The following is a 15,320-nucleotide window of genomic DNA, read 5'->3' as shown; positions in this document are numbered from 1 at the left end:
CCGAGCTACGGCTGCGCAGACGTCCACAGGATTGTCCGTCGTTGTTTGTCCGGTACCGCCGCTCTGTCGGACAACCTCGCCCCGAACCAGCCTGACTCCAGGACACGAGCCGTGCGGTGGGTGTCCGCCGAAGAGTCCGACTGCCCGGGGAGCAGCCCGACGGGGGCCCCGGGCACCGGACGACACTGCAATGAAGGAGAGCTCGATGAAACGTTTGGCAGCACTGCTCGCGTTGCTCATGACCGTGCTCGCGGGCACGCTCGTCGCCGCCAGCCCCGCCCACGCTCGCAGTCAGCCGGAATGCGAGTCCTACGACACCGTCAGCAACCAGGCGGGTTATCGGGTCGCCGCGCCGGTCGGCAAGTACGGCGTCCTGCCGTGCTCGCTGGTCTGGGGCGACGCCGGGCCGGGCACGCTGGCCCTCCAGTGGGCCCTGAACGACTGCTATCTCGCACCCGCCGGGAAGCCGCTGCTCAGCGATGACGCGGCGTTCGGCCAATTGACCTTCAACGCGCTGAAGTTCGCCCAGAGCAAGGCGGGCATCAGCGCGGACGGCCAGTTCGGGCCGCAGTCACGCGCGTCCCTGAAGTTCCCCGCCTTCACGGGCGGAACCTACGGAACCCCCACCTGCGCCCGCCTCGGCCGTCCGCTGCCGTAACTGCCGCTGGATAGAGGCCCCGCCCGGCGGTGACAGCGCAGACGTTGTCACCGCCGGCTCGCCGATCCCCGCGCCGGCGATCGTCTTGGAGACCTTCAGAGGTCAGGTGACGGGCTCAGCCGATTGCCGACTCGCCTCCCGGACAGGCGAACGACGCGCGTGGTGAGTAGAAGCCCCAGACGATCTCCAGCGGGTCGGCCGGACGCAGCGCGTACACCGGGTGGTCGGGTTCGAGGAACTCCAGCGACTCGACCTCGAACGGGTCGACCGGCTCCGCCACGAACGGGTAGTTGCCACTGAGCAGCCTGCCGTCGAGCCGGGTGAGATAGCGCAACTGGCCCCGGTTGACGGCGTCGCCGGTGCGCCCGACGCGGGCTGTCGTCCTGATCACGGGTACGCCGTCCGCCTCGGTGGTCGCGATCAGCCGATGCCCCCGTACCTCGATGGTGGTCCTTTCCGGGGTAGCCGGCACGCCCCGGGCGGCGGCGTACGCCCGGACGACCGGACTGGAGTTGACGTAGTGCGTCCACCACCGGCCGGGCGTGACACCGTCGGGAGCGTCGACCCCGGAGAGGTCCGGCCCTATGTACGTCAGGGAGTAGGCGCCGAAGCCAGAGGTCTGCCCGGCGTCGTCGACGACGTACTGGTTCATGAGGACCTGGTACGGAGCGGCCCGCCGCCCGGACAACGACGGATTGCTGACAGGCAACCCGTCGTTGTCCGGCTCGGGAAGGCAACAGTGATCGGTCGTTACGTCGGCACGACAGTCAGACGGTGGTGCGCGACCACTGCTGGTTGGTGCCGCTGTTGCACGAGTACTGCTTGAGGACCGCCCCGTCCGCGGTCGACGCGGCCGGTACGTCCACGCACTTGTTGCTGTGTCGTGCCCGGAGCTGGAAGTAGTTACCGTTGGTGACCATCTGGAACTGCTGGTTGGTGCCGCTGCCGCAGGTGTACTGGACGAGTTCGGCGCCGTCGGCGGTCGACGCGCTCACCACGTCGAGGCACTTGCCACTGTTTCGGCTGACGATGCGCCAGTAGCCGCTGCCGGCGTCCTGGAACTGCCACTGCTGCCACGCACCGCCGCCGTACGTGTACTGGCCGATGCGCGCACCGTTGGCGGTGTTCGGCTGCTGGACGTCCATGGCCTTACCGCTGTGCCGCACATCGATCCGGTAGAACGTTCCCGTCGACGGCGGGGGCGTGGTCGGGCCATCGCCGACGGTGTCGCCCCACGCGTACCGGATCCGGTCCGCGCCGGAGGTGTTGCGGACGGTCAGGTTGAGGTCGGTGCCGCTGCCGGTGAGGGCGAACATCGAGTACCAGTCGTAGCCGATGGTGCCGGTCTTGCCGCCGAGGGCGGGCCAGTAGGTGCCGCCCATCTGGTTGTCGCGCATGACCTGGGCCACGGCGCGGATGTAGCGCACGAAGTTGTCGGTGCTGCCCGCGTCGGCGTAGTTGCGGCCGTCGTTCATGGGCGCGCCGAACTCGGTGGCGACCGCGCGGGAGGCGCAGTTGCCGAGGCGGGTCTGGATGTGGCTGCGGAAGGCGTCGTAGGTCATCGCGCCGTAGAAAAAGGCGTAGTGGTGGAAGGACAGCAGCGTCGCGTTGAAGCGGCTGTCGTTGCAGATGTCGCGCAGGTCCTGGCTGAAGCCGGTGCCGCCGATCAGCACCCGGCCGGGCACCGCCGAGTAGTGGTAGGTGAGCCAGCTCGCCGCGACGTTGCGCCACTCGGCCGAGCTGTAGCCGTGCGGCTCGTTCATCGGCTCGAAGTAGACGTTGGTGTTCGTGCCGTACGTGTTGGTCACCGTCGACCACATCGCGTTCCACGCGGCGAGGTTCGTGATCCTGCCGCCGGAGGCCGCGCCGTCCTCCCAGTAGGCGAGGATGACCTTGAAGCCGCGGGCGGTGGCCGCGTCGATGGCGCCTCGGTACGCCTCCCACCAGGCCGTCCCCACCGTGTGGGTGTTGATGGGCAGCCGGACGGTGTTGACCCCCATGGTGGACGCCATGTCGTCGTAGAGGGCATTGGCCTTGGCCCGGACAGTCGCGTTGCTGTCGGACGAGCTCAGGCCCTGCACGACGAGGGGGCCGGTCTTGAAGTTGTCACCCAACACGGCCCAGTTCATGCCTCGGAACTGGTTGGTGGCTGCAGTAGCAGGCGACGACGCGACGACGACGATGCCAACCATCGCCGTCAGCGCAGCCACCAGGGCGCAGAGCACCCGTCGATGTAGTGCCACAGTCAGAACTCCTTGAAGAAGGACCAGGTTCAGCTGGTCACACGGAAGGTGGCGTCGGCACGACTCTGCGCGTCGGACACCGGGTCGAGCCGGAGAAGGTAGGCGTAGTGCCGGAGGTAGCGGTCCGGGTGGCTGTAGGACTGGAACGACGTCCACGAGGAGTTGGCGAGCCCGGCGACCTGCCGGAAGGTGGCGTCGGCCGCGAAGGTGGCGGTGCCGTCGTTGGCCTCCAGCCGGAAGTCGTATCCGTAGTGACGCAGGTAGTGGCCCGGGTAGTTGACCGACTGGATGGAGACCGTGCCGGAGCCGACCAGCCCGGGCACCACCCGCCACTGACCCTCCTGCGCGGGGCTGACATTCGGGTCGATGCGGACGTCGTAGTCGTAGTGCCGCACGTACCGGTCCTGGAAGTTGTACGACTGGATCCGGTTGACCGTGGTGGCGGGCCAGCGGGCGAGCACCCGGTTCTGTTCGGCAGCGGTCAGGTTGAGAATCGAACCGTGCCGTTTCTTGGTGCCACCCATGGCGTACGAGCCGGACGCCGGGAGCCGGTAGCTGCCCGGGCTCGACGGGTCGGTGGTCAAGACCGGCAGGTACCCGCGTCCGCTGGAGTACTGGTCAAGGTAGAGGACCCACTCGTTGCGGTTGTTGTACTTCATCCACATCGGGCCCTCGACCTGAGCGCCGGTCAACCCGATGCCGGAGAGGTTCCCGAGGCTGGTCCAGGTGCCGAGGATGGAGTTGCTGCCCTCGATGGCGATCTGGCCGTCCCGGGAGGCCCGGACGTAGCGGTAGGCGCCGACTCCGGCCGGCACCTCGACGATCTGGGTGTCGATGATCTCCTGGTTCCCCGGCCGGTTGACGAAGACCTGCGGGGTGGTGACGCTGCGGAAGTTCGCCGTGCGCGCGTAGTAGATGCGGTGCTTGGTCGCGCCGTTGAGCGGGACGTTCGTCGCCCAGTAGAGGACGTAGTCGCCGGTGGCCGGGTTCCAGATCGCCTCCGGAGCCCAGGCGTTGCGTCCGTCCGGGATCGCGCCGGCGACGTTCAGCAGCCACGGCGCCGACCAGTTGACCAGGTCGGTGGACTCCCACACGACGAGGTTGCGGCTGCCGTTGTTGATCGCGGCCGACCAGTCCTGACCGCAGCCGATACACAGGTCGGTGGCGATGATCCAGTACCTGTCGCCGGCCGGCGAGCGGACCAGGGCGGGGTCGCGGACGCCGCGGGTGCCGACGGTGGACCGCAGCACGAGCCCACCGTTGTTGAGGTCGGTCCAGCGTAGGCCGTCGGTGCTGTGGGCGAGGTAGATCTGCTGGTCGGTGGACGACTCGCCGGTGAAGTGCGCCATCAGGTAGCCGACGGTCGGGTCGAGCGCGGCCGCCTCCTTCGGTGTAGCCGCCGACCATGTGGTGAACAGCAGGCTCGCGGCCACCGCAACCGCGCAGAGCCGGGCGAGGACTCTCGACATGTGTCTCTCTCCTTCGCGCAGGGGCTTACCAGTCAGCTACAGCGTCGGTACGACGGGCCGGATGGTGCCGTCGGTGCTGAACTCCATCCGGTCGATGGCGGTCTCGCGGTTGGTGCCGTTGCCGGCCGGAACGGCGAAGCGGTGGTAGGCGATGTACCAGGTGTCGCTGCCGGGTGCCCGAACCACGGAGTGGTGACCGGTGCCCTTGATGCCGACGTCGAGGCGCTTCTGCAGCACCACGCCGCGCCTGGTCCACGGCCCGAGGGGTGAGGAGCCGGTGGCGTAGGCGACCCGGTAGTCCTCGCTGCGCGTGTCGTTCTCCGACCACATGAAGTAGTACAGACCGTTGCGCTTGAACACGAACGGCGCCTCGTTGTAGCCCGACGGGGTGATGACCCGCGCCTGCGCCGCGTCGAAGGAGACCATGTCGGCGTTCAACCGCACCGCCCGCGCGACGCCCTGCCCCCAGTACAGATAGGACTGCCCGTCGTCGTCGGTGAACACCATGGGGTCGATCGTCTGCCCGCCGGAGAACTGGTCGCTGCGGATGAGCGGTCGTCCGAGCGCGTCACGGAAGGGCCCGGTGGGGCTGTCGGCCACCGCCACGCCCAGCTGTTTGGCCGTGTTGCCGCTGGCCGCGCCACCGCTGAAGTACAGGTAGTAGCGGCCGTTGGCGCTGGCAACCGCCGGCGCCCAGGCCGAGTTGTCCGCCCAGGACACGTCCGGACCGTGGTCGAGGATCACGCCGTGGTCGGTCCAGTTGACCAGGTCGGTGGAGGAGAACGCCTTGTAGTAGGTGCCGGCCCAGCTCGCGTACCCGTCGGTGGTCGGGTAGAGGTGGTAGCGGCCGTTGAACACTGTGATGTGCGGGTCGGCGAAGAGACCCGGGATCACCGGTCCCTTAGTGGTCCTGGGCGCCCAAGGCGCGACGAGGCGGAAGGCGCTGTCGGCACGGAACGCGGCCGTGTCCTGGTAGGCATCGAGCCAGAGCGCGAAGTCGCGGTGCCGGATCCGCCGGCTCGGGTAGTTGTACGAGACGAGCGCCACCGATCCGCTGACCGAGCCCTCCACGGCACAGAAGGTGGCGTCGGCCCGGAACGCGGGGTCGCCGGTGTTCGGGTCGACCCGGAGTCGGTAGTCGCGGTGCCGCAGGAACATGCCTGTCTTGGTCTGGAACGAGTAGCAGGTCGGCGATGCCAGACCGTTTACCACGGTGAAGGTGGCATCGAGCTTGGTCTGGTTGGCGCTGCTGGTGGTCACCGGGTCGAGTTGACCGAGATAGTCGATGTGCCGGACGTACCGTCCGGCTTGGTTGACCGCCTCCAGCGAGACGGCGCCGGTCGGCAGCGTGGCGGCATGCGCCGGCCCGTCGGCCATCACCACGAAGGACGCGGCGGCCACTGTGGAGAGCACGAGGAGGGCCCGTAGACGGACGGTCAATGCTCCCGACAGCGATGCCGCTGTCATACGCCGTGGAACCACGGTCCCGACCCCTCTCGACAAGATCATCTATGTTAGCGTTAACAGAAATGGGTCGGGTCCTGGCTCAGGATTTGGCGGTTCGACAGTGGGCGACGTGCCAGCACGAGACACCTCTGGCGCGTCACGCGGCTACAGGCACAATGTGTTCGGCTCGTTAAGTTCGCGTTGCGGACAAGTGTTAGCGATCGCATCGACCAGTGTCAAGGGATCGACCATGGCCGCTCCCCCGCGACCCCGATCACGCCAACCGTCATCCACAGCCTCGGTCAGGCAATGCCGTCACCCTCCTGGAGCCATCGACGGATGGTGACGAAATCCGCTTCGGTCAGCCCCGTGTACGGGTCAACGCGATGCAGCAGCGCCCGCGCCGGGTGATGAGCCCTTACCCATCGGCGGTCGACGTCAGTTATCTCGTCGTCAAGCCACACGAACGGTCGTCCGGCTGCCCACTGGGTCAGAAACGCGGTCTTCCAGTGCAGGCCACGCATCGTCTCCTCGTCGTCGTCGGGCCAGTCGACGACGGGCAGTTCCGCAAACCCGAGGCGGGGCGAGACGACCTCGTTCGCTTCCGCCATCCACGTCGTCGCCCAGACCAACCGGCATCCCAGGGCGAGCAGTCGACGACCGTCATCTGGGTTGAGGCGATCAAGGAGGGGATTGCCGGTACTTGTCATCTGCCGCCCGTCGGTACCGCCCGACGGACGCCTTAGGCCAGCGGGTCGGGCCTTGAACGGGATCAGCGCTCCGTCCACGTCAAGAAAGATCACGGGACGTCTGGCGGAGCCGGGAGTCACGCCGGAACCGCCCCCTGCCGGCCTTGATCCTCGAGCGCCTGGCGCACCTGCATGAGCGCGAAGCCGAGCAGGTTGAGCCCTCGCCAACGGCCGGGGTCGCCGGCAGCCGGATCGTCGCGGTCCAGTCCGATACCCCAGATCCGGTCGAGCGGGCTGGCCTCCACCAGGACTCGCTGCCCGGTAGCCAGCAAAAATGCCCGGAGCGCAGGATGCTGATCGAATTTCGCGAGGTTGCCGGCGACCACGATCGCGAAGCGGTGTTCGCTCCACGTCTGCTGATCGAACGCCGCGACGCGTCCGCCCAGCACCTTCGCGGCGTGGGGATGCGGCGCGGCGAGGATCTGTTCCGCCATCGTGCGGTCGCCGAACAGGGTGGCCTTGCGCCACATCATGTAATGCTCCGCTGTAGCGAACGGCAGTTTGTTGGCGGTGAACCGCGCCGGCCACCACTGGCTCAAGCAGCCTGCGCCGACACTGCCGTCCCGCTCGGGCTGGTGCCCCCAAAAGAACAGGAACTTGACCCGATGACCCTGCGCCTGCGCAGCGGCCAGATCCCCGACGCTACGAACCGATGCCAGCATGATGGCGAGTGTGCGGCACCAGCGCAGCGCGTACCCCGCATTTTCGACCGCGACGACGTGCTCGCGGCCGCCGCGACGCCAGGTATGCCCACGGCGCGCTGTGACATTTTGCCCACGTCCGGCGGCCCTCGGAGTCGACCGTCGATGCCTACAGTCGGACCATGAGCACCGAGGTGTTTGACCGTTTCACACGTCAGGTGCGGACGCCCGATGAGCCTCAACTTCGGTCGCTGGTGGACCTGAGTATCGTCAACGAACTGGACGTCATCGAGCACGATCCTGCGGTGGCGGACCGGCACGGGGCCTACTTCCGGGACCTGTTCGCCTCATGGGCCGCGATCGCTTCGGAGCAGGTCGTCCGCGATGCGCAGCGGGTCCTGCGGTCGTGACACCCGAATCGTCGCATCCGACAGCACGGACCCCCGGCCGCGTACGGGTGCGAGCCGTCTACCCCGGCAGCTTCGATCCCTTCACTCTTGGGCATGTGAATGTGGTGAACCGGGCACGCGCTCTCTTCGACGAAGTGGTGGTGCTCGTCGCGGTCAACAGCATCAAGCATCCGGGCAGCGACGAAGAGGAGCGAGCGGCCGCTGTCCGGGCCGTCCTGCCAGTCGCGTGGACCTCAGTCACCGTTGCGGCCTGGAGCGGGTTGACCGCAACCTTCTGTCGTCTCCGGGAAGTAGGAGTGATCGTGCGCGGCGTACGTAACACCACCGACCTTCGGGCTGAGTACCAGCTCGCTTCGATGAACCAGTCGTTGGGTGTGCCCACGGTGTTTCTACCGGCGCAGCCCGACCTGGCCGCGGTGTCGTCGACCGCGGTGCGCGCGCTAGGGGCGCGGCGGGCCGAGTAGGGCGGCGATCATCCCTTCGGGCTCGACGGTGGTTGGTAGATCGCTGACCTGCCCGTCGCCGAGCTCGATGACCCGCCACACGCCGTCGGCGCGTAGGGCGAGGTCCACGGTGACGAAGGGCAACCCGAGGCCGGCGACCATCGGTGCGACCGGCTCCAGGTCGATCTCGGCCGAAGGGCAGTCGTTCGGGGTGTCCGGATGTGGGCCGATCAGGACGCAGTCGCCGTTGACCCACCAGGTGCGTACCTCGGCGGAGGTGAACCGCTCGAAGCGCCGGAGCACGAACCCGCCCACGAAGTCGTCCTCGCGCAACTCCAGGGACCGGATCGCCACTCTCCAGACGGCCACCGCGTCGCCGAGCTCGGGAATGAAGGCCGCGTCGTTCCAGTAGTGCTTCATCGACTTGGTGTAGTCACGCAGTACCGCCGGCCCCGCCCCAAGCTCGACGCGCGCATGGTCAAGATCTGCCTGATCCGAGCCCTGGGTCCACACCGACACCGAAGTGGCCGCCGCCAGCGCCGCGTACCAGCCGGGCAGCTCATGCGCCCGCCGATACTGCTCACCACTGGTTCTCCACACGACACCGCGATAGACCGCAGCACCGCTGCCCGAGACCGAGGCCTCCGCCCGATGTACGTCACCGCCCCGCGCCAAGGCGTCGTGGTCGACCACCGCAACCTGGAACCCGGCAGCACGGGCCGCCTCAGCCTCAGCCGTGAAGTGCTCGTCCGGACGGCGTGGACGCAGCGGGTTCGCAGGAACGATCAGGATCACCCTCGAATCCTGCCCCCGGAAACTGGTTGCCTGTTGCCGGGATCGCGCCGAAGATCGGTCGATGTCCAGTCGCCAGGCGACCCCCGACTTCTCGATCAAGCCCACCCTGACCGGTGAGCGGGTGATCCTGCGGCCCTTCGTCGACGACGACCTGGACACCTTCCGGGCGGCGGTGGCCGACCCCGAGGTGGCCCGGCTGACCGGCAGCCCGGCCGACGATGCTCCCGACGAGGAGCGGATGCGTTCCTGGTACGGCAGCCGCAACGCGCAGACCGACCGACTCGACCTGGCGGTCGTGGACCGCGTCACCGGGGCCTGTGTCGGCGAGGTGGTCCTCAACGACTGGGACCCCGTCAACCGGAACTGCAACTTCCGCACGCTGCTCGTCGCCGCCGGCCGCGACCGTGGCCTGGGCACCGAGGCGGTACGCCTGGTCGTCGGCCACGGTTTCGAGAGCCTCGGCCTGCACCGCATCTCGCTGGAGGTGTTCGCCTTCAACCCCCGGGCCCGCCGGGTGTACGAAAAAGTCGGTTTCGTCGCCGAGGGTGTGCTGCGCCAGGTCCTGTACGACGGCGACGACTGGGTGGACGCCACGGTGATGTCGATCCTCGCGCCCGAGTGGGCGGCGCACCGGGGACATCCCGAGCGCCTGAAGTCGTAGCCGACGAGGGCGGGCGCGTCAGCTCTGCATGGAGAACGTGGCGACGACACCGCTGTGGTCGGACCTGGTGGCACCGACGATGTCGTAATCGGTCATCCACATCAGCTGGTGTTCGGGCAGCCGCTTCCAGAAGTAGACGTAGTCGATGTGCCGGTTGCCGTGTGTTCCGGTGCCCTTCTCGCCGTAGAGGTTGTAGTTGGAGCGCAGGTTCGGCAGCTCGTTGGCCTCGAAGACCTGCCACGGGAACTTCGCGTACCCGTAGTTCCGGTCGGCGCTGAAGTCGACGTTGAGGTCTCCGCTCACGATGACCTGGCCCTCGTCCTGCTTGTCGACCGCCAGCTCCTTGAGACCCTGGAACTGCGCCTCGGCGCACCTGGTGCGCGGCAGGTCCTCCGGCCGCCCGGAGGTCTCGATGCTGGCCACCGCGTGGGCGTTGATGTGGGTCACGTTGCGGCCACTGGCCTTGTGCCGGTACTTGACCCAGTTGTTGTACCGCGCCGGCGGCACCTCGCCCGGACCGTTGGTGTCACAGACGAAGATCGAACCCTTGTCGAGTACGTCGAACATGCTCTTCTTGGCGATCAACGCCTCGCCGGCCTGGTTGGTCCCGCCCGGCGCGTACAACCACCAGCCGTTGTCGGCGGCCCAGCTCGTCAGGAACGCTTTGCGGGCACCGACCTCGTTGAGACCGACGAGGTCGGCCTTCGACGCGATCAGGTTCAGGTCGTGCGCGAAGTCGGCCTGGCTCAGCCCGTAGTAGATGTTCAGCGTGGCCGCCCTGAAGCCCACGCTCGCGGCAGTGGCCGGGGCCGCCGGGAGCAGGGCCGCCACCAGCGCGACCGCGCCCGCGAGAGCGCCCAGGGCGCGGGCCGACCAGTCCGTTGTCCTGCGCATTGATGTCCCTCCGCACGAACCGCCGGTGGTGGCGGCCAACGCACACTATCGATTCGAGTCGACGCGACGCCGAACATCCGGTGACAAGGCATCGACAGACCTGGGTCGACCGGTGCGGGGGTGAACAGCTCCCCCAGTGGCAGTGGTGGAGCTACGCGAAGGTGAGGGCGTCGGACCGGGCGCGTTTGAGTTCAGAAAAAGCCCGGCAGCCAGCGAGCAGGCGAGCGCCGTCGAAGACGCGGACGGCCTCCTCGCCACGAGGAATCGCGCTCAGCACAGGGCCGAAGAAGGCCACGTCGTCGACGACGACAGTCGGAGTGCCGAGGTCCTCGCCCACCAGTTGCTGTGCGTGGGCGGTGCTCGCCCGCATCTGCGGGTCGAGGTCGCTGCGGTGGGCGGCGCCGGCCAGGTCGGCGGGGAGGCCGGCCTCGGCCAGGGCCAGCGGGAGGACGGTGCCGAAGTCCTTGTCGCCGGCGTCGTGGATCCGGCGACCGAGCGCCGGGTACAGCCGTGCGAGGGCGGCGGAGCCGTGTTGTTCGGCTGCCGCCACACACACCCTGGCTGGCCCCCACGCCCGGTCGTTGAATTCGCGGTACCAGGGCTCCAGGTCACGGTGCTCGTTGATCACCGCGAGGCTCATCACCTCGAACCGCAGAGTGAGCGGCCGCATCTTCGCGACCTCCATGAGCCAGCGGGAGGTGATCCAGGCGAACGGGCAGGACGGATCCACGTACGCCGTGACCACCGGAGCCGACGTTCGAGTCGAGTTGTCTTCCACGGAAGAGAATTTATCTTCCGTGGAAGGTAAGATGCAACAGTGGATGACGACCGGATCGCCGACATCGTTGCTCAGTGGGGTCGCGAGCGACCAGACCTCGACCCCACCCCGTTGCTGATCATCGGTCGCATCCAACAGTTGGCCGCCGTACTCGATGCGGCCCTACGGCCGCCGTTCGCCGCGGCGGACCTCGGCAACGGCGACTTCGACGTGCTCGCGGCGCTGCGCCGCGAGGGCGAGCCCTACACGCTCACCGCCGGCCAACTGAGCCAACGGATGCTCGTGACCACCGGAGCCGTGACCAAGCGGGTGGACCGACTGATCGCCCGCGGCCTCGTGTCGCGCTCGGTCTCCGCAGCCGACGCGCGCGGCAGGGTGGTCGGGCTGACTCCGGCCGGCGTGGCGTTGACCGACCGGCTCATCGAGGAACATCTGGCCAACGAGGCGGCCATCCTCAGTGGCCTGACCGACAGCGACCGCAGAACCCTTGAGCGCCTACTGGCGGCGATGAATCGGACTTTGGCCTCCGGAGGTTTTGAACCCGAGGGCGGGGGCCAGGACCGATGATGCCCTCGGTCCTGGCCCCGCCCTCGGACTACCCTTCGGCCATGGACGACACCACCCGCGCCGTACGTATCAGACACGGTGGCCTGGCCGACGCACCCGCCGTACTGGACATGCTCGACTCCGCGGTGGTCTGGATGAACGACCGCGGCAACACCGAGCAGTGGGGCACGACGCTGTTTTCGGAGAAGCCCGAAAGGGCCGAACAGGTCGATCGGTACTTGACCGAGAACCTCGCGTACATCGCGGAAGTGGACGGAACGCCGGCCGCAGCCCTGGTGTTGGGCTCCGGGCCCGATCCGCGGGCACCGATCGCGCCCGCGGAAGAACCCGAGCGGTACGTTCGCCTCCTGGTCTCCGACCGACGATTCGCCGGCCAGAAGCTCGGGTCGGTCCTGCTGACACACGCCGTCGAGGAAACCCGGCGGGCCGGCGTGCGGCTAATACGGGTCGACTGCTGGGCGGGCGGTGGTGGTGAGCTGGTGGCGTACTACGAGCGCCACGGGTTCACTCCCACCGAAACCTTCCTGGCCGGGTCCTGGCCGGGGCAGGTGCTGGCCCAGCGGGTCGGTTGAGCCGCACAATCAGGCATGCCGCTGGAGTTCATGCATGGCGCAAGATGGATGCGTGATCGGTGACCGGTGGGGCGTGACCACCAGCGAGACGTTACGTACCTATCCCTGCGACGACTTCGTCGTCTCACCCACTCTTCAGGCGTGGCGCGGAGTACAGGTCAACGTGCCCGCCGCAGCGGTGTGGCCGTGGGTGGCCCAACTGAGACTTGCCCCGTACTCGTACGACTGGATCGACAACCTCGGCCACCGCTCGCCTCGACAGCTGGAAGGCCTACCCGCGCCCCAGGTCGGAGAGGCTTTCACAACCGCTGGCGGACGAAAGCTCGGCAGGATCGTCTCGGTCGACCCCGGCCGGCAGCTGACGAGCACCATCATGGGTGCCTTTATGTCCTACGTCCTCGTGCCTCAGGAGCACAACACGACGCGCTTGCTACTCAAGGTCGTCATGCAGACGGCCCGCTGGGCCGCACCCGGGCTGTCCGTCGGCGACCTGATCATGGCTCGACGACAGTTGCTCAACCTGAAGGAGCTCGCCGAGCACAATGGGCCAAGTCATTGAGCCCGGGAATGAATCCTCGTTGAGCTGACCGGAAGGCCGGTGCTGCCGCTAGGAACGCGTGGCCTGGTAGGTCAGGAAATCGCGGGCATCGGCCTGGACGTGAGGCGATGCCATTGGATGGCTCGCCGCCTCCTGCAGCAGTCGCAGCCATTGAGGAGCGTCCGGCGGATTCCCGTTGAGCACGCGATTGGCCATCCAGACGGTCAACGGAGTCGGTTTGCGCCGCAGCGACTCGACCAGCATCCGACGGTAGCCACGCCAGGTTTCCAGGGTGTGGACGAGAGGGCCGGGACTACCCAGATCCGCCGTGTCGAGGCGTTCCATCAAGGCGTAGAGCAGTGGCGCCCACTGCTGAGGGTCATCCCGCTCGGCCAACTCCGCACAGATCGCGTCGAGCTGGTCGCTGCCATTGGCGTCGAGCCGCATCACGTCGAAGTCCAGCACCTCGAGTGCCTGCAGTTCGGCCGCGACCTCCGTGAGGTATCGCCTCATGATCAAAGTCTACGGCGACCGACGAGACGTCCAATCAGGTAGTCAGGTAGTACCTGCCGAGGAAAGCTGCGTAGTGCCCGGCGTCGTACGACTCCTGCACCCACACGATCTCGTCGAGGATTTCGCGGGCTTCCTCGGTGCCTAAGGTGGCGAGGTATTCCTTGGTCCTGGCCACGTCCGCCCCCAGCATCAACTCCACCTCGACCGCGCCGGTTGCGTCCATGCTGGTGCCGCGAGGTGATCGAGAGCTCGGCAGACGGTGAAGCGAGGCGAATTCATGGAGGATTCAGACGTGGAGCCCGAACCGCCGCGCAATCCGACGCAACGTAAGCAGGACACGCTCGCCCGCCTCAACCACGACCTCGATGCATGGGTCGCCTCAGCGGACCGGGACGGCAATCCTCACCTGGTGCCGCTCTCCTTCCTCTGGGACAGCAAGGCCCTCATCTTGGCCACAGCCGAGTCCAGCCCGGCCGCACGCAATCTGCGATTTTCCGGCCGGGTGCGGATATCGGTCGGCACGACCCGCGACGTGGTACTCATCGAAGGCACCGTCGAGACGTTCTCCCGCGAAACCGTGCCCGGCGATCTGGCCGACGCGTTCGCCGCGAAACTCTGGGATGCGCGGATCGGCACAACCCGCTACGCGTACTTCCGGGTGACGCCTCGCCGCGTTCAGGCGTGGCGGGAGGAGAACGAAATCGCCGGTCGTGACCTGATGCGTGATGGCCGTTGGCTGGTCTGACCGGCCGATGGCGACGAGGCTAGCCGCTGGTGGATTCCAGCTGATCGAAGGCCATGCTCCACCAGGACTTCGGGTCGGCGAAAGCGGACGAGTCGACGCCCATCAGCTCCTCGCGGATAGCGGCGGCGCGGGCGGCGCGAGCCCGACCGCCCGGGTCCGTCGCGATGAGCCCTCCGAGCCGGTAGAGAAACTCGACGAACGCGGCGAAGGTCGCGTTGACCGTCTCGAAGTTGGGGGTCTCCAGGTCCAGCAACACGACGGCTCCGGTCAGCGCGTCGAGGCAGAAGAGCAGCTGCGGGTCCTCGGGCGAACTGCCGAGGACGATGTGGATGCGCGGGCTGGCCTCGCCGATCTCGATCTTCAGCTTGGAGAACAACTCCATGCCGGAGACGTTGACGTCGACAGTGAACAGGATCGGCACGTCGACCGGGATGGCCCCGAACGGTGGGAAGACCTCTGGCGTCAGCGGGCCGAGGACGTCGTCGAACCGGTCGAGGGGAAAGTAGATCATCCCCTCGGCGCCCCAGAGCGCCGTGAGTTCCTCGTGCGTCGCGGTCACTCGTCCGTCTCCTCGTTCTCGTCGCCAGGCGTGGTCAGGCCCTGCTCGTCGAGGAAGCCCCACCACTTGTCGTCGTCATAGCCGACCTCGCCGTACCCGGCTCCGAAGACGTAGTAGGCGAGAAATGAGTCGAGGTCCGGTGCGACTTCCAAGAACGCCTCACGCATGAACCACTCGTCGGTGGTCTCCTCCGGGAAGTACCAGACCGCGCCGGTGTCGCGGCGGATCAGCAGCGGCTCGTCGCTCAGCGTGCCGAAGACCAGCCACTCGGCGGGTTCGTCGGCGACACCGGTGAACTCGGGCACCAGCTCGATGTAGTACTGGATGGCGTCGAGTAGGTCGGTTCCGCGAAGGTCGAACGCGCCGGCTCGGAGGCCGTTGGCGGTCTCCAACAACTCCCGGACCGACTGCGGCAGACCGGCGGGAATCTGGTCGGCCGGAGCGCCCTCGTCGATCTGGGCCCACACCAGCGTCGCCGGCTGATCCGACTCCAGGTCGGTGCGCAACTCCGCGATGAGCTCCCGCAGCTCGGGGTTCAATCCACCACCTCGATCCGGATCGGTGTGCCATCGGGGAGCTTCCTGATCTGTTGCCAGATTTGCCCGCCGACTTCCCAGTTTGTTGTGCCGTGTAGGAGCT

The 15,320-nt window shown here is 67.5% G+C and carries 21 protein-coding genes; 8 read left to right on the top strand and 13 right to left on the bottom strand.

Annotation, left to right across the window (positions count from 1 at the left end; translation table 11 throughout):
* The first annotated feature begins 205 nt into the window (after positions 1-205).
* Entirely contained in the window at positions 206-658 is a 453-nt protein-coding gene (locus tag ACLJOK_RS06055) for a peptidoglycan-binding domain-containing protein (RefSeq protein ID WP_410816690.1), read from the top strand.
* A gap of 115 nt (positions 659-773) precedes the next feature.
* Here ACLJOK_RS06055 and ACLJOK_RS06050 read toward each other — a convergent pair whose 3' ends face one another.
* From ACLJOK_RS06050 to ACLJOK_RS06025, 6 genes are all read right to left on the bottom strand, one after another.
* On the bottom strand, positions 774-1,310 hold the full coding sequence (locus ACLJOK_RS06050) for a hypothetical protein (protein WP_410816689.1): 537 nt from the start codon (positions 1,308-1,310) through the stop codon (positions 774-776).
* Between the two features lie 115 nt (positions 1,311-1,425).
* Positions 1,426-2,901 carry an RICIN domain-containing protein gene (locus tag ACLJOK_RS06045; protein ID WP_410816688.1) on the bottom strand — a complete coding sequence of 492 codons (1,476 nt, stop codon included), beginning with the start codon at positions 2,899-2,901 and terminating at the stop codon, positions 1,426-1,428.
* 29 nt (positions 2,902-2,930) lie between these two features.
* Positions 2,931-4,370: a glycoside hydrolase family 43 protein gene (locus ACLJOK_RS06040; protein ID WP_410816686.1), complete on the bottom strand. Its 1,440-nt coding sequence runs from the start codon at positions 4,368-4,370 to the stop codon at positions 2,931-2,933.
* Between the two features lie 36 nt (positions 4,371-4,406).
* Entirely contained in the window at positions 4,407-5,837 is a 1,431-nt protein-coding gene (locus ACLJOK_RS06035) for a family 43 glycosylhydrolase (RefSeq protein WP_410816685.1), read from the bottom strand.
* A 281-nt stretch (positions 5,838-6,118) separates the two neighbouring features.
* A complete protein-coding gene (locus ACLJOK_RS06030) occupies positions 6,119-6,646 on the bottom strand; it encodes an HAD domain-containing protein (protein ID WP_410816683.1) in 528 nt (175 codons plus the stop codon).
* Entirely contained in the window at positions 6,643-7,227 is a 585-nt protein-coding gene (locus ACLJOK_RS06025; RefSeq protein ID WP_410816681.1) for an NADAR family protein, read from the bottom strand. The genes ACLJOK_RS06030 and ACLJOK_RS06025 overlap by 4 nt, the downstream gene beginning before the upstream one ends.
* Positions 7,228-7,388: 161 nt before the next feature.
* Between ACLJOK_RS06025 and ACLJOK_RS06020 the strand changes: the two genes are divergently transcribed.
* Both ACLJOK_RS06020 and coaD read left to right on the top strand, forming a co-directional pair.
* The gene (locus ACLJOK_RS06020; RefSeq protein ID WP_410816680.1) at positions 7,389-7,616 is read left to right on the top strand and encodes a hypothetical protein; all 228 of its coding nucleotides are present in this window, start codon (positions 7,389-7,391) and stop codon (positions 7,614-7,616) included.
* Positions 7,613-8,080, top strand: a complete 468-nt coding sequence (gene coaD, locus ACLJOK_RS06015) for a pantetheine-phosphate adenylyltransferase (RefSeq protein WP_410816679.1) — start codon at positions 7,613-7,615, stop codon at positions 8,078-8,080. The genes ACLJOK_RS06020 and coaD overlap by 4 nt, the downstream gene beginning before the upstream one ends.
* Here the strand turns inward: coaD and ACLJOK_RS06010 are convergent.
* On the bottom strand, positions 8,057-8,854 hold the full coding sequence (locus ACLJOK_RS06010; protein WP_410816677.1) for an ATP-grasp domain-containing protein: 798 nt from the start codon (positions 8,852-8,854) through the stop codon (positions 8,057-8,059). The genes coaD and ACLJOK_RS06010 overlap by 24 nt on opposite strands.
* A 61-nt stretch (positions 8,855-8,915) precedes the next feature.
* Between ACLJOK_RS06010 and ACLJOK_RS06005 the strand changes: the two genes are divergently transcribed.
* Positions 8,916-9,515 (top strand): GNAT family N-acetyltransferase, encoded by a 600-nt coding sequence (locus tag ACLJOK_RS06005; protein WP_410816674.1) that lies wholly within the window; start codon positions 8,916-8,918, stop codon positions 9,513-9,515.
* Between the two features lie 18 nt (positions 9,516-9,533).
* On the opposite strand, the gene ACLJOK_RS06000 is transcribed toward ACLJOK_RS06005, so the two are convergent.
* Complete coding sequence (locus ACLJOK_RS06000; protein ID WP_410816672.1) at positions 9,534-10,409, bottom strand: endonuclease/exonuclease/phosphatase family protein; 876 nt, start codon at positions 10,407-10,409, stop codon at positions 9,534-9,536.
* A 151-nt stretch (positions 10,410-10,560) separates the two neighbouring features.
* On the bottom strand, positions 10,561-11,187 hold the full coding sequence (locus tag ACLJOK_RS05995; protein WP_410816670.1) for a disulfide bond formation protein DsbA: 627 nt from the start codon (positions 11,185-11,187) through the stop codon (positions 10,561-10,563).
* A 39-nt stretch (positions 11,188-11,226) separates the two neighbouring features.
* Here ACLJOK_RS05995 and ACLJOK_RS05990 point away from each other — a divergent pair, with 39 nt between their 5' ends.
* The 3 genes from ACLJOK_RS05990 to ACLJOK_RS05980 are packed head-to-tail and all read left to right on the top strand — an operon-like array spanning position 11,227 to position 12,885.
* Positions 11,227-11,754, top strand: a complete 528-nt coding sequence (locus ACLJOK_RS05990; RefSeq protein ID WP_410816668.1) for a MarR family winged helix-turn-helix transcriptional regulator — start codon at positions 11,227-11,229, stop codon at positions 11,752-11,754.
* A gap of 41 nt (positions 11,755-11,795) precedes the next feature.
* On the top strand, positions 11,796-12,326 hold the full coding sequence (locus tag ACLJOK_RS05985) for a GNAT family N-acetyltransferase (RefSeq protein ID WP_410816666.1): 531 nt from the start codon (positions 11,796-11,798) through the stop codon (positions 12,324-12,326).
* Between the two features lie 52 nt (positions 12,327-12,378).
* Positions 12,379-12,885 carry a polyketide cyclase gene (locus ACLJOK_RS05980; RefSeq protein ID WP_410816664.1) on the top strand — a complete coding sequence of 169 codons (507 nt, stop codon included), beginning with the start codon at positions 12,379-12,381 and terminating at the stop codon, positions 12,883-12,885.
* 48 nt (positions 12,886-12,933) lie between these two features.
* On the opposite strand, the gene ACLJOK_RS05975 is transcribed toward ACLJOK_RS05980, so the two are convergent.
* Positions 12,934-13,377: a hypothetical protein gene (locus ACLJOK_RS05975; protein ID WP_410816662.1), complete on the bottom strand. Its 444-nt coding sequence runs from the start codon at positions 13,375-13,377 to the stop codon at positions 12,934-12,936.
* Positions 13,378-13,411: 34 nt separating this feature from the next.
* Positions 13,412-13,600, bottom strand: a complete 189-nt coding sequence (locus ACLJOK_RS05970) for a hypothetical protein (protein WP_410816661.1) — start codon at positions 13,598-13,600, stop codon at positions 13,412-13,414.
* A gap of 69 nt (positions 13,601-13,669) precedes the next feature.
* On the opposite strand from ACLJOK_RS05970, the gene ACLJOK_RS05965 reads away from it, so the two are divergent.
* Positions 13,670-14,122, top strand: coding sequence for a pyridoxamine 5'-phosphate oxidase family protein (locus tag ACLJOK_RS05965; protein ID WP_410816659.1), 453 nt, complete (start codon positions 13,670-13,672; stop codon positions 14,120-14,122).
* A gap of 19 nt (positions 14,123-14,141) precedes the next feature.
* Here the strand turns inward: ACLJOK_RS05965 and ACLJOK_RS05960 are convergent, their stop codons facing one another.
* Positions 14,142-14,681, bottom strand: coding sequence for an SUKH-4 family immunity protein (locus ACLJOK_RS05960; RefSeq protein WP_410816657.1), 540 nt, complete (start codon positions 14,679-14,681; stop codon positions 14,142-14,144).
* The gene (locus ACLJOK_RS05955) at positions 14,678-15,220 is read right to left on the bottom strand and encodes an SUKH-4 family immunity protein (protein WP_410816656.1); all 543 of its coding nucleotides are present in this window, start codon (positions 15,218-15,220) and stop codon (positions 14,678-14,680) included. Before ACLJOK_RS05955 ends, ACLJOK_RS05960 begins: the two co-directional genes overlap by 4 nt.
* Positions 15,221-15,320: the final 100 nt, after the last annotated feature.

It is taken from the genome of Micromonospora sp. 050-3 (assembly GCF_046549335.1).
Taxonomy (GTDB): Bacteria; Actinomycetota; Actinomycetes; order Mycobacteriales; family Micromonosporaceae; genus Micromonospora; species Micromonospora trifolii.
The sequence above is the reverse complement of the archived record's forward strand: the minus strand, read 5'-3'. Positions and strand labels throughout refer to the sequence as shown.